This window comes from Actinomadura chibensis NBRC 106107 (assembly GCF_001552135.1).
GTDB lineage: Bacteria > Actinomycetota > Actinomycetes > Streptosporangiales > Streptosporangiaceae > Spirillospora > Spirillospora chibensis.
In genome coordinates, this window is record NZ_BCQP01000016.1 from 173,074 (window position 1) to 192,816 (window position 19,743).

Here is a 19,743-nt window from a genome sequence, read left to right on the forward strand (position 1 = left end):
AGAGGCCCGAAAGCAAGATCAACGGGAACCCCGGGGTCAAGATCTTTCTCATTCCGCTGGAGGGCGGAACATCGGGCCCATGTGATCGGGTCCACATCGTGTTGATGTCACGTTCTCTCGTCGAACCGGGTCTTTATGCCAGAACCGGCACTGCTCGACACGGCGACGGGAGGGCGTTGACGATGGCGGCGACGCGGAGGGGCGGCGGGACGGCCGGACGGAGGCCGCCGAAGGCGGTGGACGCCTCGGCGCGGGCGCTCGACGAGCGGTTCGGCACGACCGGGTTCGCCCGCAAGGCCATGCGCAAGGCGTTCCCCGACCAGTGGAGCTTCCTGGTCGGCGAGATCGCCATGTACTCGTTCGTGATCATCCTGCTGACCGGGGTGTTCCTCACGCTGTTCTTCAAGCCGAGCATGCACGAGGTCGTCTACGACGGGTCGTACACGAAGCTGAAGGGCGTGGAGATGAGCGAGGCGTACGCCTCCACGCTCAAGATCAGCTTCGACGTGCGGGGCGGGCTGCTGGTCCGGCAGCTGCACCACTGGGCGACGCTCATCTTCATCGGCGCGATCCTCGTCCACCTGCTGCGCAATTTCTTCACCGGCGCGTTCCGCAAGCCGCGCGAGCTGAACTGGCTGCTGGGCCTCGCCATGTTCGTGCTCGTGATGTTCAACGGGCTGTTCGGGTACTCGCTGCCGGACGACCTGCTGTCCGGGACGGGGCTCCGCGTGGTGGAGGGCGTGACGCTGTCCGTCCCGCTCGTCGGGTCGTACGCGGTGATGTTCCTGTTCGGCGGCGAGTTCCCGGGGACGGACATCGTCCCGCGCCTGTACGTGATCCACGTCCTGCTGATCCCCGGCATCCTCGCCGCGCTGATCCCGCTGCACGCCGTGGTGCTGACCTGGCGGCAGACGCACACCCAGTTCCCGGGGAAGGGCAGCTCGAACACGACCGTCAAGGGCTATCCGTTCTTCCCGGTGTTCATCGCCAAGACCACGTCGCTGTTCCTGTGGGTGCTGGGGGTGGCGACGCTGCTGGCGGCGTTCGTCCAGATCAACCCCGTCTGGCTGTACGGGCCCTACGACCCGGGCGCGATCAGCTCAGGCTCGCAGCCGGACTGGTACATGGGCTGGTTGGAGGGCGGGCTGCGGATCATGCCCGCCTGGGAGATCGACGCGTGGGGGCACACGCTCTCGCTGAGCGTGGCGATCCCGGGGCTGGTCGTCCTCGGCCTGCTGATCGGCGGCCTCGCCGCCTACCCGTTCCTGGAACGCTGGGTGACCGGCGACCACGCGACGCACCACCTGCTCGACCGGCCGCGCGACGTCCCCGCCCGGACGGGCATCGGCGTCGCCGGGATCGTGTTCTACGGCGTGCTGTGGCTCGCGGGCGGCAACGACGTCCTCGCCGACCGGTTCGAGATCCCGCTGTTCTGGACGACCTGGTTCTTCCGCGGCGCGGTCGTCCTCGGACCCCTGCTCGGCTACGCCGTCGCCTACCGCATCTGCGTCGGCCTGCAGCGGCGCGACCTCGGCCTGGCGGAGCACGGGCTGGAGACCGGCGTGATCCGCATGTCGCCGGACGGGAGGTTCAGCGAGGTCGAGCGGCCGCTGCCGGACGCGGAGATCGCCGCGATCACCGACCCGCGCCCGGCGGTGGCCGTGCCGCTGGACGTCCCGCCCGACCTCGACGGCGTCGAGAGCCCGCGCGCCCGCGGCGGGGTGCGGCGGATGCGGGCCGCGCTGAACCGGCGGTTCCGGGCCGACCTCGCCGCCGTCCCGGAGCAGACGCCGGTCGATGGGAACGGCGCCGGGCGGAAGGAGATCACCGGCTCCGGCTCGGCCGCCAAGCGCTGAGGCCCCGCCCCCCGCGCCCCCGCGGTCAGCGCTCGAACAGCATGCGGATGACCGGACCGGCGGCGGCCACCGGGTCGTCGCCGAGGCCGGCGGGCAGGGCGCCGCTCAGCCACAGGTGCGCGAAGCCGTGCACGATCGACCAGGCGGCGAGCCCGGCCGTCTCCTCGTCCCCGGGGCCGCCCGCCATGGCGCCGCGGACGCCCGCCGTGAGCACCCGGTTGGCGCGCGCGCGGGCGGCGCTCAGTTCCGGGTCGTCCGGACGATAGAGCCCCGGCGAGAACATCACCTCGAAGTACGCCCGGTGGTCGACGGCGAAGCGGATGTAGGCGAGGCCCGTCTCGTGCAGGTCGTCGCCCGCGGCTTCGAGGGCGTCGGCGAAGAGCGCGTAGCCCTCGGCGGCGACGGCGGTGAGCAGGCCGGTCTTGTCACCGAAGTGGTGCGCGGGCGCGGCGTGCGAGACGCCCGCGCGGCGGGCCAGCTCGCGCAGGCTCCAGCCCGCCGGGCCCGCCTCGGCGATCGCCGCCACGGCGGCGTCGAGCACGGCCCTGCGCAGGTTCCCGTGGTGGTAGCTCGGCTGCGGACGCTGCTCGGTCATGCCGCGATCATATCTTTCCATTGACAAGTTCGCCGCCCGGATGGCAATCTAGTCACTGACAAGATATCGCCGTGACTTTTTGGGGGACCCATGCCGACGATCCCGTGGGCGAGACTCGCGGACGCCGAGCCCGACGCCGAGGTGGTGGTCATGGCGTCCCGGCTTGAGGTGCGCTCGCTGCGCCACGTGCCGGGCTTCCTGCGCGCCTCGCTCGTCCTGCTCCGCCAGGCCCGCGCGGCCGACGGCGCGGTCGGCGTCGCGCTGAGGGCCGAGCCGTTCAAGCGGACGTTCTGGACGCTCTCCGCGTGGCGCGACAAGAAGGCCCTGTACGCCTACTCGGCCGCCGAGCCGCACAAGGCCGTCATGCGCCGCAAGCGGGCGGTGATGCGCGACTCCACGTTCGTGTTCTGGGAGGCCAAGGCGGGCGACCTGCCGATCGACTGGCCGGAGGCCGAACGGCGCATCGCGGAGAACTGAGACGCCCGGCCGGGGCGCGCCGTCAGGTCTCCTTGGCGAACTCGCGCAGGCCGGGCAGGTCGGTCACGGTGATCCGGCGCCAGCCGGTGCGGATCAGCCCCTCGCGGCGCAGCCCGTTGAGGGCGCGGGCGACCGTCTCGCGGGACGCGTCCATCCAGCTCCCGAGCTCCTCCTGGGACAGCGGCGGCGCGATCTCGATCGACCCGTCCGCGGCGGGCGGCGCGTGCAGCGCCGACAGCTCGGCCAGGTGGGCCAGGAGCGTCGCGAGCCGCTGCGTGCCGCGGCTCGTCATGTGGGCGGTGAGGCGGCGGTCCGCGTCGTCGATGCGCTGGACGAACGTGCTGGTGACGAGCATCCACGCGTCCGGGTAGGCGTCCAGGAAGCCGGTGAAGCGGACGGCGGGCACCACCAGCGCGCGGACCGGCGACAGCGCGGTCACCGTGGCCGACCGCGTCCGGCCGCCGAGCACGGCGCTCTCGGCGAGCAGGTCGCCGGGGCCGCGGACGGCGAGGACCACGTCGTGGCCGTCCTCGGTCGTCGAGGTCACCTTCGCCCAGCCGCGCTCGATGACGATGACGTGGTCGGACTCGTCGCCCTGGTACACGAGCGGCGCCTTGACCGGGAACTGCCGGGGCCGCGCCGCAGCGCGGAGCACCCGCCGCTGGTCGGGGTCGAGCGCCGCCCAGAACCCATGACGCGGAGCGGACGCCGCGTACGGTGCCACCGGCCCTCCTTGCCTGTTCCTTACCAGAACAGTAAACCCGATGGCCTCACTTCGGGACGGCGATGAGGCGCACCGCGAGGCCGGTGAGGACCGTCCCGCTGAAGACGTTCAGGCAGCGCGCCGCCCGGCGGCTGCGGCGCAGCAGGTCGGCGAGCCGCCCGGCGGCCAGCCCGACCCCCGCGTCGAAGGCGAAGCCGATGAGGACGAGCGTCACGCCGAGCACGAGGAGCTGCGCCATCGGGTGCCCGATCGAGGGGTCCACGAACTGCGGGAGGAAGGCGATGTTGAACAGGATCACCTTCGGGTTGAGCAGGTTCGTGACCATGCCCTGCCAGTAGGCGCGCCGCCGGCCGGGCCCGACCGCGCCGGTCTCGCCGTCGAAGCCGCCGCAGTCGCGGAACGACTTGACCGCGAGGTAGAGCAGGTACGCGGCGCCCGCCCAGCGCAGCACGTGGTACAGCACGGGCAGGGTGCTGAACAGCGCGGACAGCCCGAGCGTCGCGGCGATCGCGTGCACGAGCGCGCCGGTGGCCACCCCCGTCGCGGCCATCACGCCCGTGCGGGGGCCGCCGCGCCCGCCCATCGCGACGATGAACATCATGTCGGGCCCCGGGGTCGCGCAGAGGGCGAGGACCGCGACGACGAACGCCGCGTACAGCGAAATGTCCACCATGGTCGACATCATGCGGCAGCGACGCGTCCGGCCGCGACCCCATTAACGGCGGGCCGGAACCGGTCAGGCCGTCGTCGGCGGCGGCTCCGCCTCGATCGTCAGCGCGTCGTGGTCGAACGAGAAGTGCCCGCGGACCTTGAACGCGTTCTCCAGCGGGTCCTCATACGACCACGCGGCGTTCTCGGCGCCCTCCAGGGACCAGTAGGTCGCCTGGCCCTTGTACGGGCACACGGTCCGCTTCTCGCTCTTCGTCAGCAGCTCGCGGCGGACGTCCTCGGCCGGGATGTAGAACCGGTTCGGCAGGCCCGTCTCCGACAGCACCTTCGGCCGCTCGGTCTCGGCGACGACCGTCCCGTCCAGCAGGACCCGGACGTGCCGGGACGACGCCCGTGCGTCCACCCGGTGGAACGGGTCGCGCAGGTGGCCGTGGACCTCCTCGTCCTCGTCGTACCAGGCGTCCATCGGGTCCCAGTAGAAGGCCAGGAGGCCGCGCAGCCAGGACGCCTCGGGCTTCGGCTCCGGGTAGGCCCACACCGCGTTCTCGGCGGCGCGGTCGCCGACGCGGACCGTCCAGTAGGCGGCGTCGCCCTTGAACGGGCAGTGCGTCGAGCGGTCGGTCCGCTCAAGCAGGTCGGTCCGGACGTCCTCCTCCGGGACGTACAGCACGGGCAGCAGCCCCGTCTCGTGCAGGAGCATCCCGCGCACGGTGTCGAGGACGGTCTCCCCCGCGAACCGCGCGTGCACCCTGCGCGGGAACTCGTGCATGAACAGCTTGTGCTTGGGTCCGTCAATGGCGTAGTTGACGTCGGCTCCCGGCGAGCCCGCGAGCGGTCCCGGCCGCAGCGTCAGCGACATGCGTGCTCCCAACCTTGCGTCGGCTCGGATGGCCCGCTTCCCATGATCCCCCAGCCGCGGACCGCTCAGACCCGCGACGGGGCCGCCACCCGCTCCCCGCGGGCGTCGGCGTCCTGGTGGAGCGGCTGGAGCGCCGACGTGATCCGGAACCAGCACAGCGCGTCGTAGCGGTCGGCGAGCCGCGCCGGGACGTACTGCCGCCCGTCCCGGTCCGGGTCGTAGACGACCCCGATCGCGCGCTCGGCGAGCGTGTCGGTGAGGAACGCGGGCTTGTCCTCCTCGGGCGGGACGACGAACAGGCCGCGGTGCAGCTCCGACTCCGCGAGCGCCGCCTCCAGCGACCCGTGCTCCGGCGGCGGGACGTGCATCACCTCCATCGGCGCGCCCCAGCGCGGGGCCGCGACCACCTCGCCCGGCCCGCCCGCGAACCCGACGAGGACGACCTCGTCCGGCCCGTGGCGCTCCCGCGCGAGCTGGCCGAGGCTGACCATCCCGGCGGCGGCCATGCCGGTCGCGCGGGCGTCCCCGGCCTGGGAGTTGTGCGCCCACACGACCGCCTTGCCCGTCCCCCGCTCGGACGCGTGGAACGCCATGAGCCGGTCGAGCGTGTCGGCCAGGTGCGCGTCCCGGGCGTTCCACGCCTCGGGACCGCCGCCGAGCAGGGTGCGGTAGTAGCGCTCCGCGCCCGCCGCGACCTCGGCGTTGTGCCCGGCGTCGAACGCGTCCACCGGCTCCCGGCCGCCGCCCTGCGTGACGGGGCGGCGCAGCCTGGTCAGCAGCGCGAGCACCTCGTCCGCCGCCGCGTCCGGGACGAGCGCGGCGCGCCGCCCCGCCGCCGCCCGCCCCGCGGCGGGCGGCTCGAAGCAGCCGAACGCCTCCAGCGTCGCGTCCAGGTGGTCCGGGGCGTGCTCGGCCACGTGGTCGGCGACGGCCCGGAGCGACTCCCACAGGCCGTAGACGTCCAGCCCGTAGAAGCCGGTCCGCTCGGACGACGGCAGCCCCGCGTTGCGGTCGCGCAGCCACCGGCAGAGCTTCGCGGTCTCCTCGTTGGCCCACATCCACGCGGGCCACCGGCCGGACGCGGCGAGGACGTCGCGGGGGTCGTCCGGCGCGCCGGGCGCGAGCGTCACGCTGCGCCCGACGCGGCGGACGTCCGGCCAGTCGCCCTCGACCGCGACGAACGAGAACCCGCGCTCGGCGACCAGCCGCCTCGTCAGCGCCGCCCGCCACGCGCAGTACTCGTGCGTGCCGTGGCTGGCCTCGCCGACCAGCACGCAGCGGGCGTCCCCGATCCGGTCGAGGAGGGGGTCCAGGTCGTCCTCGTACTCCAGCGGGAGGGCGGCGCCGAGGACGTCCGCGGCGACGCCCTCGACCCTCCCGCGCGTGAAACGGTCGTCGCCTCGCGGCTGCGGCATCTCGGCGTCCCCCCTGTCCGGCCTCGGGCCGTCGTCGTCCGCCCTCCACAGCCGCGTTCCCCGGATCGGGCAAAGGATGCGGAGAGGGACGTACAGGGCTTTCCACGACGCCCAGCGGCCGCCGCCGCGCGGCGCCCTACAGGTCCCGCCGGATGCCGGTCGTGGCGGCCCGGTAGGCGGTGGGCGTCACGCCGTACGCGGCGCGGAACGCGCGGCTGAACGCCGCCGCGTCGGGCAGCCCCCAGCGGTTCGCGATCGCGCCGATCCGCTGCGTCCCGAGGAACGGGTCCCCGAGCTCGCGGCGGCAGTGTTCGAGCCGCCGGGTCCGGACGTAGCGGGCGACGGTCGTCCCGGCGGGCTGGAACACCCGGTACAGCTGCCGGACGGAGATGTGGTGCGCCTCGGCGATCGCCGCCGGGGACAGCGCCGGGTCGTGCAGCCGCGTCTCGATCCACTCCTTGATCGCGCGCAGCATCTCGGCGCCCTCCGGGGACGGCGCGGTCGGCGCGCCGAGCCATTCGCTGGCCGTCCCGGTCACCAGCTCGACGATGGCGCCGCCGAGGTGGTGGGCGTAGGGCTCGTCGCCCGTGCCGAGGTCGACGTCGGCCGTGGCCAGCGCCGTTCCGTTCGTCCGGTCGGCCGTCGCGCCGATCGCCCTGTCCACCGTCATCTCGACGCCTCCGCCCGCCAGCACGTCCGCCGTCAGCCTGTCCGCCATCCGCTCCGCCGCCCGGTCGGCGGCGAGTTCGGCTTCGATGGCGCTGTCCTCCGCGAGGGCGCAGAGGAGCGAGGAGACGAGGCGGCCGTTGCGGGAGCCCTCGGTGAGCAGGGTGCCGCCGAAGGCGGCGAGGCGGTCCTGTGGGAGCGGGACGGCACGGTGCGGGATGACCACGGTGAAGATGTGATGCGCGTCGAACGATATGTCGACCGGGCGGGTCAGGTCGTAGAACACCACGTCACCTGCACCGACGCGGGCATAGCGGCCGTTCTGCCGCAGAACGCACGAGCCGCGCAGCATGAGGCCGAGCTTGTAGCACTCGCGCGTGTCGCGGGCGATCTGCCGGGCGCTGCGGCGCACCGCGTGCGCCGGCGCGCGCACGTCGCCGGCCTCGACCGGTCCGAACGTGCGGCCGGTCAGCCGAGCGGCGAAAGCCCCAGGTAGGGACGGCTGTACATGGAACGGCCCGAATGCCGAGCTGATCAGGTGCCGCCAGTAGTCGGCCTGATCGCGGGCAGGGTGGTCCGAGGTGTCAGCGAGCGTTGGCATGACGCTCCTCCGGTGAGCGGGCGGGGGGTCTCGGACGCCACCCGCCAGGTTGCTACTCCGGGTCAGGAAGGTCAATGAGCGAGTCGGCACGAGGGTCGCGGCGGGCTTTGTCACTCGACAACAAATGTCCGGCACGGAAACCCAAGACCAACCCCTCGTGACCGGCTTATACATGTTCGCGACGCACTCCCAGGGCGCCCCGCCAACCGGACGGACGGAAGATCCCGGACGTCCGGAAGACCTCGAGAGGAACCCCCCATGCCAGAGGACGCGCAGGACCAGGCTCAGGACCAGCAGGATTCCGGTATCAGCCGGAAGAGCTTCATCGTCGCCGCCGGTCTCGGCGCTCTTGCGGTGCCCGCGGCCGTGACCGCGGTGAACTCGGCGACCGCCGAAGCCGGGGTCAAGCCCCAGTGGCTGGAACTGACGCCGAAGTGCACCGATGGTGACAGCTCCCCCACCCCGCCCCAGACCGAGGGCCCGTACTTCTCGCCCGGCTCCCCCGAGCGCAGCGACATCTCGACCGGCCAGGCCGGCACGAAGCTCATCGTCTCCGGCATCGTCTACAACCAGGCGTGCCAGCCGGTCGCGCACGCGCTGCTCGACTTCTGGCAGGCCGACAACGCCGGGAACTACGACAACGTCGGCTACACCTTCCGCGGGCACCAGTACTCCGACGCCCAGGGCCGCTACTCCCTGACGACGATCGTGCCCGGCCTGTACCCGGGCCGTACGCGCCACATCCACGTCAAGGTCCAGGCGCCGAACCGCCCGATCCTGACCACGCAGCTCTACTTCCCGAACGAGCCGCGGAACAACACCGACACGATCTTCGACCGCAGGCTCCTCATGACCATGGGCACCGGCCCCAATGGCGTGCGGACCGGCACGATCGACTTCGTGATCCAAGCGTGAGCCACGTGTGAGCCTCCGATGAGCAGGCGCCGGAACGCGCGCGCGACGCGCGCACACGTCCCTCTGCCGGACGTGTAGCTCAGGTTCCGTAGCTCCCGCGGAATCCAGTCCCCGCCCGGGCACCGGCGCGCCCCGGCGGGGACATCCGCATGCCCGGGTGATGAGAATCCCCCACGAAACGCCTAAGGAATGGATAGTCTCCCACCGATCACTTTTGTGTTGGGTAAGGAAATCTGGGAGCACAGGCCGCATGAGCGTTGGCAACCGGGCACAGGTCATCACACGCTGGGGGGCCATCGCCTTCATGGCCGCGGCGGTCCTCACCGCCACCGCCGGCGGGTTCGCCCAGTCCTACGCGGGCCTCTACCACTGGGCGATGGAGCACGGCCTGCGCGGCTGGAAGGCCGAGTCGTTCCCCCTGCTGGTGGACCTGTTCATCATCGTCGGCGAGCTGGGCCTGTTCCTGCTCGCCATCGACGCGTTCGTGCTCCGCCGCCGGGCCCTGCTGAGCTGGCTCGACTTCTTCCTCCCGCTGACCATCGCCCTCGCCGGGTGGACGGCCAGCCTGGTCTTCAACGTGGGCCACGTCGGCAACAAGACGTTCTCCTACCAGGCGACGGCCGCCGTCCCGCCGATCGTGTCGATGCTCGGCCTGTTCGTCCTGCTGCGGACGCTGCACCGGTACGTCGCGCGCGACGACGAGGAGGAGCAGCGCAAGCCCGCCGAGCCGCAGGCCCGCGCGATCGCCGGCCCTGTCACGCTGAACCAGATCACGCTGATGCCGCTGCGCAACACCGGGCCGTTCCCGCAGATCCAGGTGCCCGGCCACGCCGGTAAGGCGATCGAGTCCGGCACCCCGGAGGCCGCCGAGGCGCGGGACGGGGAGTCCGCCGACGCGGCCGAGCCCGCGGCGCCCGCCGAGGCCCCGGCCGCCGCCGCGGCGGAGGCGGCGCCCGCGCCGAGCACCGCCGTCCAGGCCGCGGCCGCCGCCCGGCGGCCCGCGCCCGCCCCCGAGCCGGAGCCCGAACCCGAGCCCGAGCTCGCCGTCGTGAGCGCCGCCGCGCGCGGCGCGATGAACGGCCGCAGCGGCTACGGCGCGCCCGCCCCCGTCGAGGAGCCCGCCCCCGGCCCCGACCCGGAGAACCTGCGCGCCCTCGTCATCGAGATCCTGGAGCGCCGGCACGGCGACGTCGCCGCGACGCTCGCCGAGGTGCGGTCGGAGGGCTACACCTCCGACGAGGCCGAGATCCAGCGGATCAGCGACAACCACTGGTTCCCGTACGCGGTGTACCGGCTGCTGGCCAAGCACCACGGCGACGGCGAGCTCGTCGCGCAGGAGCTGCGGGCGCAGGGCATCGTCTACGACCAGGCCGCGCTGGACGAGCTCGTCCGCTCCTGGCGCGTCTGAGGCTCCAGCCCCACCCGGCACTTTCCGGACCGGCCGCCCCCGTCATTGCGGGCGGCCGGTCCTTCGCGTATTCACATGATCACGCGCGGTCCGTGTCAGGCTGTGCGTGTCCTCCGGTCCGCGCCGCGCCGTCCGACGGTGGCGGGGGCGGCGCGGCCGCCCCCGCGACGCCGGGAGATCCGATGAAGACGCCTCTCGCCGCGGTCGCCGCCGCGGCCGCCCTCGGCGGTGCCCTCACCGGGTACCTCCTCGCCCCCTCGGCCGGCGACGCCGCCGCCCGTCCCGCCGCCGCCCCGATCGTGTACCCGAGCGGCACCCTGCACGTCGCGCTGAACATGCCCGCCGGGGACCGCGCCAAGGCGGCCGCGCTCGGCTACAACCTGTTCGACACCGAGCCGGACGAGGGCGACATCGCGTCCCTGCCGAAGGGCGGGCGTGCTCTGATCTGGGTCGGCAACACCACCTGCGGCCCCTTCGCGCCGGACGAGGTGTCGGAGTTCGCCGGGCTGGTGAAGCGGTTCGCGGGCGACGACCGGGTCTACGGCTGGTACCTGTCCGACGAGCCGAACCCGGCCGAGTGCCCCGACGTCGTCGGAAAGATCCGCGAGCGCGCCGACGCCGTCCACCGGTACGCGCCCCGGCAGAAGGCGTTCGCGTCGCTCACCGACTGGGAGATGGAGCCGCTGAAGCCGTCGGCGTCCCATCTCGACCTCGTCGGGCTCGACCCCTACCCGTGCCGGGCCGAGGGGGGCCGCTGCGACCTGTCGGCGATCGACCGGATGCTCGGGCAGGCGCGCCGCGCCGAGATCCCGAGCCGGATGGTCGTCCCGGTGTTTCAGACGTTCGGGCAGAGCTGCAACGCGGGCGACCACAACTGGCGGCTCCCGGCCGCCGCGGAGATGCGGAGCATGCTCGCGCGCTGGGACCGGTTCGTCCCCCGGCCCGCGTTCGACATCAGCTACTCGTGGGGACGGCAGGACGCCTGGGCCTGCCCGTCCCTCGCCGACGCGGACGGCCGCAACGGCATGCCCGACCTGCACGGCGTCATGAAGCGGCACAACACGCGCCGGGACGGCCCCGGCCTGCCCGCGCGCCGGCCGAAGCCCGCGACGTCGGCCGGGCCGGAGTCGCCGCCGTCGACGCCGCCGCCGAGCGGGTGCCCGCGGGTGCCCTAGGCCGCCCGCGGTCAGGCGGCGCCGGGTGAGGCGTTCTGCAGGGCGGGCTCGTCCCGGACGTCGTCGCCGTGCACGTAGCGGCGGCCGCGCATCAGCGACACCAGCGCCGCCACCAGCGACATCGCGATCGCCATGCTGAACACGATCACGAGTCCCTGGTGGAACGGCTCGGAGATCAGGTTCGGGAAGTACGAGCGTCCGGTGAGGGTGTGCAGGTCGTCCGGCGCGAGCCCGCCGAGCACCCCGAACGGCGAGAGGAGGTTCTGGATCGGGTTGTAGCCGAGGAACGCGGCGAACAGCGTGCCGACCGGCGGCAGGTCCCCGACCTGCGCGGCGGGCCCGGCCGGGACGCCGTGCTCGGTCAGCCCCCGCGTCAGCGTCCGGGGCAGCGTGTTCGACAGGCCCGCGATCATCAGCGAGAAGAACACGCCGATCGACAACACCATGCCGGCGTTCATGAACGTGGCGCGCATCCCGGACGCGACGCCGCGCTGGTCCGCCGGCACCGAGTTCATGATCGCCGTGGTGTTCGGGGCGGCGAACAGCCCGGACCCGATCCCGTTGAGGAAGATCAGCAGCGCGAACGTCCCGTAGCCGAAGTCGGTGGGGATCACCAGCAGGCCGGCGAAGGCCAGCGCGGACAGCACGAGCCCGCCGGAGGCGAACGCCCGCGCCCCGTACCGGTCGGACAGGTGCCCGGAGATCGGCCCGGCGACGAGGAACCCGCAGGTGAGCGGCAGCAGGTAGATCCCGGCCCAGAGCGGGGTGTCCTCGAAGTCGTAGCCGTGCAGCGGCAGCCAGATGCCCTGCAGCCAGATGATCAGCATGAACTGCATCCCGCCGCGCGAGATCGCCGCGAGCAGCCCGGCGAGGTTCCCGGCCGCGAACGCGCGGATGCGGAACAGCCCGAGGTGGAACATCGGCTGCGCCACCTTCGTCTCGATCACGCAGAACGCGGCGAGGACGGCCACGCCGCCGATGATCCCGCCGAGCACCCAGGGGTTCGTCCAGCCCATGTCGTGGCCGCCGTAGGGCTGGATGCCGTAGGTGATCCCGGCGAGCAGCGCGGTCAGCCCGACGGCGAACGTCGCGTTGCCGAGCCAGTCGATCTTCGCGCCGACGGCCCTGGTCGCGGTCTCGTTGAGGCTGCGGTAGGCCCAGATCGTCCCGGCGATCCCGATCGGGGCCGAGGCGAAGAACACGAGCCGCCAGTTGACCTCGCTGAGCAGGCCGCCCGCGACGAGGCCGAGGAACGTTCCAGCGATGCCCGCGACCTGGTTGACGCCCATCGCCATGCCCCGCCGGTCCGCCGGGAAGGCGTCGGTGAGGATCGCGGCCGAGTTCGCCATCAGCATCGCGCCGCCGACGCCCTCGAACACCCGCCAGCCGATGAGCCAGACCGCGCCCGCGCCGCCGTGCAGCGGGTCCAGCGCGAGGACGATCGTCCCGACCGTGAACACCGCGAACCCGAGGTTGTACATCCGCACGCGCCCGAACATGTCGCCGAGCCGTCCGAGCGTCACGACCAGCACCGCCGAGACGAGCATGTAGCCCATCAGGATCCACAGCAGGTAGCTGACGTTGCCGGGTTCGAGCGGGTTGAGATGGATGCCGCGGAAGATCGCCGGCAGCGAGATGATCACGATCGAGGAGTTGACCGTTGCCAGCAGCATGCCCAGTGTCGTATTGCTCAGCGCGATCCACGGATAGTGCTTGGACGGCACGTCCCGAACCCCTCCCGGTCGTCGGGCAGATAGTTTCTTCCGCTAACTAATCATAAGCGGATGCCGACTCGCGAGGCGGGCGCCGGGGTGGCCGGAAAACGCGGAGGGCGCCTCCGCCCGCTTGGGACAGAGGCGCCCTCCGGCGCGTTCTCCGCGCGCTCTCAGGCGGCGCCGCGGCTCAGGACTCGCCGGAGACCTTGGTCGTCGCGATCGTCGCCTTGGCGATGACATCGGCCGCGGCACGGGTCGTGGATTTGTCGTTCAGTTCGGTGAGCGTCGCGCGGTTGAGCGCGTAGAGGGTGAATTCGTAGGTGTTCACCGAAGAGGGCGAGCACGGCCCCTGATATCCGAAGAGGCTCGCGCTTCCGCGGTAATAGACCTGCCGCGAGCCCTTCGGGACCGTCGGCTGGTAGACGTGCTCGACGTTCTGCGGGAGCGCGGCGACGTCCGGCGGGATGTCGTAGATGATCCAGTGGAGCAGGGCGTTGTTGTCGAGGTCCCGCATGATGATCGCGTAGCTCTTCGCCTCGGCCGGTCCGCCAGACCACGCGAACGGCGGCGACTCGTTCTTCTTGCCCGGATCGTTGTCGCCGCTGCTGGTGCACTCGTGCACCTTCGGGATCATCCCGCCGGGCGGGAAGGCGCTGCTCGTGATGGTGAACGCGGCCCGCTTCGGGGCCGCCGGCGCGGGCGCTGCGGGGTCCGGCGCGGCCGGCGCGGGCGCGGCGGCGGCCACCGGCGCGGCCGCGGCGCAGACGACGAGCAGGACGGATGAGACGGTTCGCTTGATGATCACGGAGGGCTCCTAAGAATGGCAGTGATCCTGACGCCCCGCCCTTTTTCCTCGCCGTTGGCCGAAGTGTAGGAACCGGGGCCGGGGGCGGCCATCGCAAACCGTGCCGGATCGACCGCCCGCGTCGGCTGCGGTTTCCCGCCGGGGAACGCGCGTCCTTGTCGGTCCCTGCCAACCGGACGGCCGGTCCGGCGCGCTTCATTCAATGGGGGCGGGGCGTCAATGCGCGAACGCGGACCCGCATTGCCGTGGCCCGGCGTTCGCGGTCACCAGATCTCCGTCGACGACCCTGCCGAACGCGTCGATACCGCCGAGGCACGCGTATCGCGGCCGGTCCCCGGCGGCGGAGAGCGCGACGAAGTCGACCGAGCCCGCCTTGGTCTCGGTGGTGTGCGTCACGCGCATCGGCTTCCCCTCGGCGAACCCGAAGGTGACGACCCGCCCCGGCTCCTTCATGACCCCGTAGCCCGTGCGCCCGTCCTCGTCCATGACGGCGGCGGTGACGACTCCCGGGCCGTCCGGCTGGCGGAAGAGGACGCGGCCCGCCCGCAGGTCGGCGCCCTTCGCGCGGGTGTCGAGGGCGTACACGGTGGCGTCGGCGACGTCCCGCCCGATCCGGCCGAGGCCGCTCTCGAACTCCGGGGACGCGGTCGGCGGCACGTCGCTGACGGCGTATCCGAGCGTCCGGCCGTCGCCGGCCCAGACGATGTCGCCGAGGACGGCCGGGCCGGGAGTGCTCCACGTCCGGCGGCGCCCGGACCGGAGGTCGAGGACGGTCAGCGCGGCGCTCGGACGCGCGTCGCCGGCGCAGGGCGCGGTGGCGTAGGCGATCCGGTCGCCGTCCGGGCTGAGCGCCGGTCCGGCGACGCGCGCGGGCGTGCCGCCCCCGCCCACCGGCCTGAGGCCCGTCACCCGGCCGCCGCCGGTGAGCCGGAACCGGTAGAGGACGGACTCGCACGGCGCGTCCCGCGTGGACACGACCACGAACGTGTTCCCCGGACCGGCGAGGATCTCCTCCGCCGCCCCGGCGGACGGGGACGGCCGCGCGACCGAGTCCACCAGCCGGTCCCGCCCGTCCGGCCCGGGCACCGACCGGACCTCGAACCACGGCTCCGGCCCCGGGCCCCGCGGGACGGAGCGCCCGACCGTGAGGATGAAGCGCGGTCTCGCGGCGGGCGCGCCGGGCGCGGCGGGCTCGTCCGCCAGCAGGTTCGCCGCGCCGACGGAGCCCGCGACGGCCGCGGCCACCGCGACCGGCGCCGCCCAGCGCCGCACCCGCCAGGACACCGGATCACGGCCGCGCGCATCGTCCGCCATGTGATGATCATGCCGCCCGGCGGCGGCCGCGCGCGCGGCTTTCGGCTAATCCGCGGCCCGCCTGATCTCGTCGATCAGCAGGTCGGCGTCGCCGCGGGCCAGGTAGGTGCGGATCGGGTCGATGTAGTCGCGCGACTCGACGATCTCGCCGTCCCGGATCCGCATCACGAACACGCAGGGCACCCGCGCCGTCGCCCCGCCGGGGCGCTCGAACTCGTACGCGAACTCGGCGATGATCACTTCCGGGTCGGTCGTCTCGTGCACGACGGGATCGACGACGCGCCGCTTCGGCAGCGTCGGGCGCACCTCCGGCGGGACGCCGAAGTGCTCCGCGAGCTCGGCGCGCGCGGTCAGCGGCGCGGACTCCGGCGTCGCCATCGGGTGCCGGACGTCGGTCGCCTCCGCGTAGAGGCCCGGCAGCTCGTCGAAGCGGGCCTCGGCCACGCCGTGGACGAGCCGGAGGAACACCTCGCGCGGCGTCGGGCTCATGAGGCCTCCGGGCTTCCGGTGTAGGCGGCGATGGTGCGGTCGGCGGAGGCGCGGGCGGCGGCCTGGTCCGCGCCCGACGCGACGTGGGCCTCGTACCAGCTCTCGCCGCTCAGCCGGGAGAACTCCCTGCCCTCGTCCGACGCGGCCCACGCCTCCCCGTAGGCGGCGCGGACGTCCTCGCCGGTCCGCAGGTGGAGGGCGAGGCCGAGGAACCCCTGATCCCAGCCGATGCCGACGGCGCCGGGGCCGAACCTGGCCCAGATGTCCTCGTCGACGTGGGCGATGTGCTCCAGCTCGAAGCGGGACCGGCCGTCCGGCTCGGGGGTCAGCCGGACCTCGATCCAACTGGTCTGGCCGCCGAACTCCCAGGTGGCGAAGAAGCCCTTCGGCGGGTCGCAGCGCTCGATCGTCCCGCCCGCGTTGCCCTCAAGCTGGTACCGGCCGCCGAGCCGCAGGTCGCCGGAGACCGGCAGGAACCAGCGGGCGATGCGCTCGGGGTCGGTGACGGCGTTCCACAGGTCGTCGATGCTCGTGTCGTAGGTCTGGCTGATGGTCGCGGTGCGCGCCTCACCGGCTTCGAGCACCCGCTCGCCGACCCTGCGGCTCACGGCGTTGATCTGGCCGGACACGTCGATCATAGCTCGCTCCCTGGGGCGTCGTGCTGCTTGTCGTCGGGCTGCTTGTCATCGTGCTGCTTGTCGTCGTCCTGTTCGCGGCGTGCGCGCTTGCCGCGGGCGATCTCGGTCGCCAGGGCGTCCAGATGCGGCGTCCAGAACCGGCGGAACCGGTCGAGCCAGGCGTCGATCTCCTGGAGCGGCGCGGCGTCGACGGCGTAGAGCCGCCGGGCGCCGTCCGCCCGGACGACCGCGAACCCGGCGTCCCGCAGCACCCGCAGGTGCTGCGACACGGCCGGCTGCGAGATACCGAACTCCGCTCGGATGACGCCCGACACGTCCCCGGCCGACCGCTCGCCCTCGGCGAGCAGTTCCAGGATCCGGCGGCGCACTGGGTCACCCAGCACATCGAACGCGTGCACGAGGGACAAGCTACAGCCTCGGCTTATATAAGCCAAGCCTTAAACAAGCTTCTAGGGGCGGGCCGTCCCGGACAGCAGCTTCTCGAACGGGACCGGGTCGTCGTACGGGTCGGCCTTCGCCGGGGCGGGCCGCGCGCCCATCAGCGCGGCCAGCTCGCCTCCGGCGCGGGCGACGCGGTCGGCGAGGCCCTCGCCGCCGCCCCAGTCCTCGGACGCGGCGTACACGGCGGTGGGGACGACGTTCGCGCGCAGGTACGCGAACAACGGGCGCATCGCGAAGTCGATGGCGAGCGAGTGCCGCTCGGTGCCGCCGGTCGCGCCGAGCAGCACGGGCTTGCCCTCCATGGGGTCGCGTTCGAGGACGTCGAAGAACGTCTTGAACAGCCCGCTGTAGGACGCGTTGAAGATCGGCGTGACGGCGATGAGGCCGTCCGCCGCCGCGACGGCCTCCACGGCGGCGCGCAGCGGGCCGGACGGGAAGCCGGTGAGCGTCGCGTCCACCATGGCGTGCGCGTGGTCGCGCAACTCGATCGTCGTGGCGTCCACGCCGCCGGGCAGCGCCCCGGCGGTCGCGGCGGCGAGCCGGTCGGCGAGCAGCCGCGTGGACGACGGCTGCCCGAGCCCGGCGGAGACGACGGCGAGCCTGGTCATCGTGCCTCCTCGGTGATCTGCGCGGCGCGGGTCCGCTCGGCGTGGGTCGGCGCGGTCGCCGGGACGTGCGCCGGGCGGAGCGCCTCGAACTCCTTGCGCAGCACCGGGACGACCTCCTCCCCCAGCAGGTCGATCTGCTCCAGGACGGTCTTCAGCGGCAGCCCCGCGTGGTCCATCAGGAACAGCTGCCGCTGGTAGTCACCGAAGGAGTCGCGGAAGGTCAGGGTCTTGTCGATGACCTCCTGCGGGCTGCCGACCGTCAGCGGCGTCTCCGCGGTGAACTCCTCCAGCGACGGCCCGTGCCCGTACACCGGCGCGTTGTCGAAGTACGGACGGAACTCGCGGACGGCGTCCTGCGAGTTCTTCCGCATGAACACCTGCCCGCCGAGCCCCACGATGGCCTGGTCGGCCGAGCCGTGGCCGTAGTGCTCGAAGCGCTGGCGGTAGAGGCCGATCAGCCGCTGGAAGTGCTCCTTCGGCCAGAAGATGTGGTTGGCGAAGAAGCCGTCGCCGTAGTAGGCGGCCTGCTCCGCGATCTCCGGGCTGCGGATCGAGCCGTGCCAGACGAACGGCGGCACCCCGTCCAGCGGGCGCGGGGTCGAGGTGAACGACTGGAGCGGCGTGCGGAACCTGCCCTCCCAGTCGACGGACTCCTCGCGCCAGAGGCGGTGCAGCAGGTGGTAGTTCTCGATGGCGAGGTCGATGCCGTCGCGGATGTCCTTGCCGAACCACGGGTAGACGGGGGCGGTGTTGCCGCGTCCCATCATCAGGTCGACCCGGCCGCCCGCGAGGTGCTGGAGCATCGCGAAGTCCTCGGCGATCTTCACCGGGTCGTTGGTGGTGATCAGCGTGGTCGCGGTGGACAGGATCAGCCGCTCGGTCCGCGCCGCGACGTAGCCGAGCATGGTCGTCGGGGAGGACGGCACGAACGGCGGGTTGTGGTGCTCGCCGGTGGCGAACACGTCGAGCCCGGCCTCCTCGGCCTTCTCCGCGATCGCGACCATGGCCTGGATCCGTTCGGCCTCGGACGGGACGCGTCCGGTCGTCGGGTCGGGGGTGACGTCCCCGACCGAGAAGATCCCGAACTGCATGCCGGCCTCCAAAATAGTAGAACGTTCAATCATTCTAGGGGAACCGGCCAGGCCCACCCCGTATTCCTGGACCTATGCGGGCGTCGGGGCAGGGGCGGGGGCGGGCAGGAAGAGGCGTCCGGTCAGCGCGCCGCCCGCGGTCTTCACCGCGGCGACCGCCCAGGCCGCGACGAGCAGCAGGTAGAGCGCGACGGCGAGGTGGGCGAGCGCGTCCAGGCCGGTCGCCCGGGCGAGCCCCGACGCGCCCGTCACGCACGTCCCGACCGGGAAGGTGAACGCCCAACACGTCATCGCGAACGGCATCCCGCGGCGCATCGCGCGCAGGTTCGCCGTCCCGGCGATGACCAGCCAGAACACCGCGAACCCGAGGACGGGCGCGCCGTACAGGACGGCGAAGGCGCGCATCGCGGCGGCGTACCCGGGGGCGGCGCCGCCCGCCGCGTCGCCGAGCTGGACGACCGCCGTCGTCGACTGCCCGAGCGGTCCGAGCACGAGGAACAGCGTCGGCGTGAGGACGGTCGGCAGCGGCCGCCCGGCGGCGAGCCGCGTCCAGATCCCGGGGAGCAGGACGAGCGTCGCCAGCAGGCTCGCCCCGAACATCCCGTAGCAGCCGTAGAGGAGCGTGGCGCGGGCCTGGCCGTCCGGCAGGTGCGGGACGAGCGCCGGCCCGAGCGCGGCGGCGACCATGGGCGCGACGACGGGGAGCAGCCACGTCGGGTCCGCCGAGCCGGGTTCGAGCCGGTGCCGGGTGATCATCAGGTAGGGGACGCCCGCGGCGACGGCGAGGGCGTAGACCGTCCCGAGGGTCCAGAGGACGGCGTCCAGCGCGACGGCCGGTCCGGCGCCGAGGACGCCGGGGCCGAGCACGAGCGTCCCGTAGCCGACGGCGAGCAGCGCCATCGGCGGGCAGCCGTAGAAGACGGCGGTCGCGGGGTTGTCCAGGAGCTGGAACCGCGCCACGTCCGGGTGCCGGACGAGATGGACCGCCCGCGCCGCCATCAGCGCCGCCAGCATCGCGAACGCGACCGCCCACACGGCGACGGCGAAGGCGTGCCGCCCGGGGAAGGCGACCGGCAGCGCCGCCGCGCCGTTCGCGACGATCGACGTGCCCATGACGGCCGCGTACCAGTTCGGCCCGAGGTGCCGGAACGCGTCCGCCGGACGTTCGAGCTCGCCCAGCAGCGGGCCGCGCGCCGGCGCGGTGAGGAGTCCCATGCCCTCAAGGCTGGGCCCGGCCCGGGCGCGTCGGTAGAGGTCATCGGCCTATGAGGGCATAAGGCGA

Annotated in this window: 20 protein-coding genes; 5 read left to right on the plus strand and 15 right to left on the minus strand. The window is 73.0% G+C overall.

Going from position 1 to position 19,743, the window contains the following annotated elements; all coding sequences use genetic code 11:
• Positions 1-182 precede the first annotated feature (182 nt).
• The gene (gene qcrB / locus ACH01S_RS09915; protein ID WP_067888238.1) at positions 183-1,856 is read left to right on the plus strand and encodes a cytochrome bc1 complex cytochrome b subunit; all 1,674 of its coding nucleotides are present in this window, start codon (positions 183-185) and stop codon (positions 1,854-1,856) included.
• Between the two features lie 25 nt (positions 1,857-1,881).
• On the opposite strand, the gene ACH01S_RS09920 is transcribed toward qcrB, so the two are convergent.
• Complete coding sequence (locus ACH01S_RS09920; RefSeq protein WP_067888248.1) at positions 1,882-2,451, minus strand: TetR/AcrR family transcriptional regulator; 570 nt, start codon at positions 2,449-2,451, stop codon at positions 1,882-1,884.
• A 90-nt stretch (positions 2,452-2,541) separates the two neighbouring features.
• On the opposite strand from ACH01S_RS09920, the gene ACH01S_RS09925 reads away from it, so the two are divergent.
• Positions 2,542-2,928 carry a DUF3291 domain-containing protein gene (locus tag ACH01S_RS09925; protein WP_067888251.1) on the plus strand — a complete coding sequence of 129 codons (387 nt, stop codon included), beginning with the start codon at positions 2,542-2,544 and terminating at the stop codon, positions 2,926-2,928.
• A 22-nt stretch (positions 2,929-2,950) separates the two neighbouring features.
• Here the strand turns inward: ACH01S_RS09925 and ACH01S_RS09930 are convergent, their stop codons facing one another.
• From ACH01S_RS09930 to ACH01S_RS09950, 5 genes are all read right to left on the minus strand, one after another.
• On the minus strand, positions 2,951-3,652 hold the full coding sequence (locus ACH01S_RS09930) for a Crp/Fnr family transcriptional regulator (protein ID WP_067888254.1): 702 nt from the start codon (positions 3,650-3,652) through the stop codon (positions 2,951-2,953).
• A gap of 46 nt (positions 3,653-3,698) precedes the next feature.
• Positions 3,699-4,325 carry a LysE family translocator gene (locus ACH01S_RS09935; protein ID WP_067888550.1) on the minus strand — a complete coding sequence of 209 codons (627 nt, stop codon included), beginning with the start codon at positions 4,323-4,325 and terminating at the stop codon, positions 3,699-3,701.
• Positions 4,326-4,388: 63 nt separating this feature from the next.
• Positions 4,389-5,180, minus strand: a complete 792-nt coding sequence (locus ACH01S_RS09940; RefSeq protein ID WP_067888258.1) for a DUF427 domain-containing protein — start codon at positions 5,178-5,180, stop codon at positions 4,389-4,391.
• Between the two features lie 65 nt (positions 5,181-5,245).
• Positions 5,246-6,595, minus strand: coding sequence for an erythromycin esterase family protein (locus ACH01S_RS09945; RefSeq protein WP_083980506.1), 1,350 nt, complete (start codon positions 6,593-6,595; stop codon positions 5,246-5,248).
• Positions 6,596-6,731: 136 nt separating this feature from the next.
• Entirely contained in the window at positions 6,732-7,862 is a 1,131-nt protein-coding gene (locus tag ACH01S_RS09950; protein WP_169809241.1) for an AraC-like ligand-binding domain-containing protein, read from the minus strand.
• A 258-nt stretch (positions 7,863-8,120) separates the two neighbouring features.
• Here ACH01S_RS09950 and ACH01S_RS09955 point away from each other — a divergent pair, with 258 nt between their 5' ends.
• The 3 genes from ACH01S_RS09955 to ACH01S_RS09965 all read left to right on the plus strand — a co-directional run bounded on the left by ACH01S_RS09955 (position 8,121) and on the right by ACH01S_RS09965 (position 11,360).
• Positions 8,121-8,777 (plus strand): dioxygenase family protein, encoded by a 657-nt coding sequence (locus ACH01S_RS09955; protein WP_067888264.1) that lies wholly within the window; start codon positions 8,121-8,123, stop codon positions 8,775-8,777.
• Between the two features lie 250 nt (positions 8,778-9,027).
• Positions 9,028-10,185 carry a DUF2637 domain-containing protein gene (locus ACH01S_RS09960; RefSeq protein WP_169809242.1) on the plus strand — a complete coding sequence of 386 codons (1,158 nt, stop codon included), beginning with the start codon at positions 9,028-9,030 and terminating at the stop codon, positions 10,183-10,185.
• Positions 10,186-10,367: 182 nt separating this feature from the next.
• Entirely contained in the window at positions 10,368-11,360 is a 993-nt protein-coding gene (locus ACH01S_RS09965; RefSeq protein ID WP_067888269.1) for a hypothetical protein, read from the plus strand.
• An 11-nt stretch (positions 11,361-11,371) separates the two neighbouring features.
• Here ACH01S_RS09965 and ACH01S_RS09970 read toward each other — a convergent pair whose 3' ends face one another.
• The 9 genes from ACH01S_RS09970 to ACH01S_RS10010 all read right to left on the minus strand — a co-directional run bounded on the left by ACH01S_RS09970 (position 11,372) and on the right by ACH01S_RS10010 (position 19,676).
• Positions 11,372-13,084, minus strand: coding sequence for an MFS transporter (locus ACH01S_RS09970; protein ID WP_067888272.1), 1,713 nt, complete (start codon positions 13,082-13,084; stop codon positions 11,372-11,374).
• A gap of 178 nt (positions 13,085-13,262) precedes the next feature.
• Positions 13,263-13,880 carry a YbhB/YbcL family Raf kinase inhibitor-like protein gene (locus ACH01S_RS09975; protein WP_218010208.1) on the minus strand — a complete coding sequence of 206 codons (618 nt, stop codon included), beginning with the start codon at positions 13,878-13,880 and terminating at the stop codon, positions 13,263-13,265.
• A 216-nt stretch (positions 13,881-14,096) separates the two neighbouring features.
• Positions 14,097-15,194, minus strand: a complete 1,098-nt coding sequence (locus tag ACH01S_RS09980; protein WP_148344646.1) for a TolB-like translocation protein — start codon at positions 15,192-15,194, stop codon at positions 14,097-14,099.
• A gap of 45 nt (positions 15,195-15,239) precedes the next feature.
• The gene (locus ACH01S_RS09985) at positions 15,240-15,683 is read right to left on the minus strand and encodes a nuclear transport factor 2 family protein (protein ID WP_067888278.1); all 444 of its coding nucleotides are present in this window, start codon (positions 15,681-15,683) and stop codon (positions 15,240-15,242) included.
• Positions 15,680-16,321, minus strand: coding sequence for an SRPBCC family protein (locus tag ACH01S_RS09990; RefSeq protein WP_067888281.1), 642 nt, complete (start codon positions 16,319-16,321; stop codon positions 15,680-15,682). The genes ACH01S_RS09985 and ACH01S_RS09990 overlap by 4 nt, the downstream gene beginning before the upstream one ends.
• The gene (locus ACH01S_RS09995) at positions 16,318-16,719 is read right to left on the minus strand and encodes an ArsR/SmtB family transcription factor (RefSeq protein ID WP_067888559.1); all 402 of its coding nucleotides are present in this window, start codon (positions 16,717-16,719) and stop codon (positions 16,318-16,320) included. Before ACH01S_RS09995 ends, ACH01S_RS09990 begins: the two co-directional genes overlap by 4 nt.
• A 51-nt stretch (positions 16,720-16,770) precedes the next feature.
• Positions 16,771-17,370, minus strand: coding sequence for an FMN reductase (locus ACH01S_RS10000; RefSeq protein ID WP_067888283.1), 600 nt, complete (start codon positions 17,368-17,370; stop codon positions 16,771-16,773).
• Positions 17,367-18,461, minus strand: a complete 1,095-nt coding sequence (locus tag ACH01S_RS10005; RefSeq protein ID WP_067888562.1) for an LLM class flavin-dependent oxidoreductase — start codon at positions 18,459-18,461, stop codon at positions 17,367-17,369. Before ACH01S_RS10005 ends, ACH01S_RS10000 begins: the two co-directional genes overlap by 4 nt.
• A gap of 72 nt (positions 18,462-18,533) precedes the next feature.
• A complete protein-coding gene (locus ACH01S_RS10010) occupies positions 18,534-19,676 on the minus strand; it encodes a TDT family transporter (protein WP_067888286.1) in 1,143 nt (380 codons plus the stop codon).
• Positions 19,677-19,743: the final 67 nt, after the last annotated feature.